This window comes from Actinomycetota bacterium (genome assembly GCA_005888325.1).
Classification (GTDB): Bacteria; Actinomycetota; Acidimicrobiia; order Acidimicrobiales; family AC-14; genus AC-14.
Genome location: VAWU01000090.1, coordinates 1 through 4,539 on the forward strand (window position 1 = coordinate 1; position 4,539 = coordinate 4,539).

A 4,539-nucleotide genomic window follows, 5' to 3' on the forward strand; every position below is an offset into this window, starting at 1 on the left:
ACTACGAGCGCAAGCTGGCCGAGGGCAAGAGCCGCAAGGAAGCCCTGCGCGCGTTCAAGCGGCGCATCAGCGACGCGGTCTACCGCCAGCTCGTCGTCGACGCCGCTAAGGCGGGCCCGGGAGGACAGACCAGGGACGACTCTTCTATTCCAGCGTGGCCGGCTGAACCCTGAACACCGGCTCTTCGGAGAAGTCACTCCCGGACCCACTACGACACTACGCGCCCACCAACAGGCGCTGCTTCGGCGCGCTCGCGAACAAGGTCGTTGACACAAAGAGGCTTCGCTCTGGAGCGGGTTCTGCTGAGCCAGCGCGCCTCGACAAGACTGGTCGTCTGTGGACCTGCAGGAATGGCGCAAGCGGCTGCGCATCGCCACCCACCGCGCGGACGGCCCCGCGATCGTCGGCGTGCTCAGCGCCAAACTTCCAGACGAGTGCCTCCAAGCCGCCGGCGCCGCGCTCGTGGTTGCGTTGGGTCGTGAGGCTCCCGGGGCCCTCGAGCTCGCCGAGCGTTGCTGCGCGGCGTTGCACGCCCGAGGCGACAGCGGCGACGACGAGCTGGCCACCGAACTCGACGTGGCGATGGGCCGAGCACTGGATGGGCTCGCGCCGGTGCCCGTCGACGTCGAGGAGCTCGCGCAGGTACTGGGCGAATCGTTCGGCGCCGACGCCGGCGTTCTCGACCTCGAGACGGGCGAGGTCTGGAGTGCCGGGGTGATCGAGAACGCGCGGGACGCGGGCATCGAGGAACTGCCCGGCGAGCCCGACGGCGAGTGCTGGCTGGCGGTGTGGCCCGAGGGCTCCGATGACGCCTATCGGGACATGGCTGACTTCATCGCCACGCTCGACGATCCCGCGATCGCCGATCGACTGAGCATCGCCATCGACGGGAAGGGTGCGTTCCGTCGCTTCCGCGACCTGCTCGATCGCTGGCCCGATGTCGCGACGCGATGGTACGCGCTCTCCGACGACCGTCATATCGGACGCGCCCGCGCCTGGCTCGCCGACGCTGGCTACCGGCCGGTGTCTCGAACGGGTTGACGCTCGAGCGCCGGGGCCCATTCCACCTCCGTCCCGGGAGCGGAGCGGCTCGAGGTCAGCGGGCCGCGCCGGCCAGGAATGTGGCCACGATGTACGTGGCGTGGCGATCGAGGGACACCCGACCTCGGTCATAGCGCATGGTCGTGCGCGTGTCGGCGTGGCTGGCCGCCTCCTGCACGTCGCGCAGAGGCACGCCGGCGTCGAGGGCCGCGGTGATGAAGGCGTGACGCAGCGTGTGGGGGCCCACCCGCTTGGCGATGCCCGCCCGGCGGGCCAGGCGACGCACGATGCGCGCCGCAGCATGGCGATCCAAGCGGGCGCCATATGCTCCGAGCAGGATGGGACCTTCGCAGCGCTCGCCCACCGCCAGGTCCAGCGCCCGGGCGGTGCGGGGCGCGAGAGGAACGGTGACACCTTTCCTCCCGTGCGGGTGATGGTGAGGGTGCGATGGCCGCGCTCGAGCGCCAGGCGCTCGACGTCGGCGCCGACGGCCTCGGAGACCCGCAGGCCGTTCAGGCACAACAGCGACACGAGGGCGTGGTCCCGGGCTCCGGCCAGGCCCGCGGCCACCAAGAGCGCACCCACCTCTTTTCGGTCCAGTCCCACCGCGTGGGACTCGTAGTCCAGACGGGGCTTGCGGACGTGGACCGCGGGCGAGTGCTCGATGACGCCCTCCTCGACCGCGTAGCGGTAGAAGCCGGTGACGGTGCCCAGCCGACGCGCGATGGTGGCTCGCGCCCGTCCTCGGACCTCCAGGTGCCGGGCGAACGATTCGATGTCGGTCGCCGCGCACAGAACAGTGCGAGGTGGTGTTCTGCGCACCAGGTGGCGAACTGACGCAGGTCCAGCGAATACGCCTCTCGGGTCAGACCCGAGTAGCCGGCGAGGAAGCCAATCAGTGCCAAACGCTCGGGGCTGGTGAAGAAACGGGTCGTAGTGCTCGATGGCGGTGGAGATGTTCTTGAGTTGGATGGCGGCGCCTCCTTTGATCGGAAGCCCCAGCTCAGTCCGCAGCCGCATGAGACACCCGCGACCAGCGTTCAGTCGAAGGCGCGTCCGCTCCAGAGCGGGCACTCGGTGCGCGCGTTCGACGCGCTTCCCGTCAATGGCAACCGAGCACCGAAGTGCCGTTCGGTCGCGGTGGATACGGGCGGTGAAGCCGTCGTTCTGGAGCGGCGTTCGCTGCGCGGCGCACAAGCGCAGAACGCCGAATCGGGCGCGGCCGCGACAGCCCTGATTAGTCCTCGACGAGCACCTCGCGGAGCTTCGCGGCGAACGCGGCCGGGTCGTTGTCGGGGGACCACTCGTTGGCGGCGAAGCCGCCGTGGTCGCCGGGAAAGATGATCGGCTCGACGCCGAGCAGCCGTGCGACCGCCTCACCACCGCGCCGAGCCAATCCGCCCGCGCCGAGGGCGCCGATTGCGGGCACGATGCGCACTGACGACGCGCGCAGGGCCTCCGCGTCGGGCTCGAACGGCGGCATGGCGAGGTTGCCGCTCAGCAGCAGGTCATCGCGGGAGCCGTCGTCCTCGGTGGGGAGACCGAACTGCGCGGGGTCTGGCGCGGGCCGGTCAAGGTAGTCGTCGGGCAGCAGGCCCTGATGCATGACCAGCTGGATGAACTTCGCCATGGCCGGACCGAACCCGACCCGCTGGTAGGTGTCCACGATGTCAGCGTTCACCTTGATCGCCATCTGACTGTCCTCGAGCAGCGTGATCACCGGTGGCTCGTGTGAGACGAAGGTGCGCACGTCTTCGGGGTGGGCGACCACCCAGTGCAGGCCGCACATTCCGCCGCCGCTCGACCCGAACGCGTCCACCGACCCGAGCCCGACGGCCTCGACGACGCGGTGGTAGTCCTCGGCGTGCACCTCCACCGTGACCTCGCTGCCTGGCTCACGGGTGCTCCGCTCCATACCACGGGGGTCGTAGGTGATGACCGTGCGGTCCGTGAAGTGACCGACGAGCTGCTCGAAGCCCGTGGCTCCCATCGGCGAGCCGAAGATGAAGAGCGGGCGCTTGTCGCTCGGGGCGTCGGGCACGTGGACGTCGTACGTCAATGTGGCGCCGGGGACATCGAGCGTGTGGGTGGTCGGCTCGGTCATCTGTGCTCCTTTGTGCGAATCCTGTCCATACTGACTGGTGCTCTGCTCGGAACTCATCGGCCGGCTGGCTCATGTGATCGGCCGATTTCGTGCACACGCGACGCCGAACCGACCCGAGGGTTATGCACCGCCCGAACGCCGGCTGAGCGGCGCGTCTCGGCAGCCCACGCTCCAGCTCCTGCTGCCACCCCGCTCGCGCGGCGGAACGACGGCTCGGTGTGTGTCTCAGCGGTTTCATCCGCGCCAGAAGAACGTCGACAACACCTCGCCGGACGCGCTCATAGCCGGCGCTCTGTGCGTCCAACGGCTCCAAGCGGATCGAGACGATGTGGAAGAAGGGCGTCTCGATCCGGGGGGTCGCTGACCGGCTGAACGAGGACGGCGTTCCGACTGCCCAAGGTGGGGAGCGGTGGCACGCCTCTTCGTCGATGCGACGACCGCCGTCGTCCGGCGCGTGGAGTGCATCTACCCAGCCTGAATCGGCGAACTGCCGGTCGCGGTCACGGCCTTGACGATCGGGAATTGCTGCTTTCGATCGCGGGGTTGCAGGCGTAGGGTCGACGTGGCGCCCCCGTGCGTCGATTTGAGACTGCGAGGAGTCCGTGATGGCTTCGCATCGTCGCTCAATCCTTCGATCGCGCATGACGAGGGTCGCTATCGCCGGCGTCTTGTTCGCGACTCTGACAACGGCCGCGGCCAGCGAGGCGGCCACACCGCCTCTCCGCGCCGCCGCGACCCTGTTCGTGATGGCGGCGCGGGACTCTGGAGGACTCGGCGAATCCGGTCCTGTTCTCCGCTACGACGTTCGAGGTCCGACCCGCGCACCAACCCTGAATCGAACGATCGATGACCCATCGTTCTTCCGGCCCTGCTGCTTCGCGTTCACTCCCTCGGGCGAGCTGCTCGTCGTCAACCGCGGTGATCCATTTTCGCCGAAGTCGGGTTACATCAGCCGCATCCTTGATCCGCTGGGCAATCCTTCTTCGAACGGGCAAATCGCTTTTCGCGACTTCAGCGTTCCCCACTGGGCGGCCTTCAGGCACAAGCAGCTGTTTGTCGCGCAGCTGGGTCAGAGCAACGTGGTACACCTGCGATTCAACCGGCGCGGCATCGCGTCGCCGGCCGGTGCGGTTGCCGACGGCCTGTGCTGCAACGCGCCCCGCGGCGTCGCGTTCAGCCCCACTGGCGAGCTCTTCGTAACCCAGTGCTGCACCGTGAATACTGTGAATCGCTTCACCTTCGACAGTGCGGGGAACGCGGTCCCGAACGGCGTCCTCTCGGGCAATGGCCTCAGCAACCCACAAGATCTCGCCTTCGACCGCTCGGGCGAGCTGTTCGTCGCCAACGCAAGGGGCAACAGCATCTCGCGCTTCAAGTTCGATTCCGAAGGTACT

4 protein-coding genes and 1 pseudogene (1 of these 5 only partly in view) are annotated in these 4,539 nt (G+C 68.3%); 3 read left to right on the forward strand and 2 right to left on the reverse strand.

Going from position 1 to position 4,539, the window contains the following annotated elements; all coding sequences use genetic code 11:
* Together E6G06_22225 and E6G06_22230 are read left to right on the forward strand one after the other, a co-directional pair.
* Window positions 1-173: IS110 family transposase (locus tag E6G06_22225; protein ID TML85066.1), on the forward strand; the 173-nt coding region annotated here is incomplete at its 5' end.
* 163 nt (window positions 174-336) lie between these two features.
* Window positions 337-1,041, forward strand: a complete 705-nt coding sequence (locus E6G06_22230; GenBank protein TML85067.1) for a hypothetical protein — start codon at window positions 337-339, stop codon at window positions 1,039-1,041.
* A 55-nt stretch (window positions 1,042-1,096) separates the two neighbouring features.
* On the opposite strand, the gene E6G06_22235 is transcribed toward E6G06_22230, so the two are convergent.
* Together E6G06_22235 and E6G06_22240 are read right to left on the reverse strand one after the other, a co-directional pair.
* On the reverse strand, window positions 1,097-1,894 hold the full coding sequence (locus tag E6G06_22235) for a hypothetical protein (GenBank protein ID TML85068.1): 798 nt from the start codon (window positions 1,892-1,894) through the stop codon (window positions 1,097-1,099).
* A 384-nt stretch (window positions 1,895-2,278) separates the two neighbouring features.
* On the reverse strand, window positions 2,279-3,145 hold the full coding sequence (locus E6G06_22240) for an alpha/beta hydrolase (protein TML85069.1): 867 nt from the start codon (window positions 3,143-3,145) through the stop codon (window positions 2,279-2,281).
* Between the two features lie 668 nt (window positions 3,146-3,813).
* Between E6G06_22240 and E6G06_22245 the strand changes: the two are divergent.
* Window positions 3,814-4,539: pseudogene (locus tag E6G06_22245) on the forward strand (hypothetical protein) (it continues 225 nt past the right edge of the window).

What these genes read in the sequence shown, in the direction of transcription:
- E6G06_22240 (TML85069.1), bottom strand. Translation starts at nt 3,145, where the DNA reads ATGACCGAGCCGACCACCCACACGCTCGATGTCCCCGGCGCCACATTG.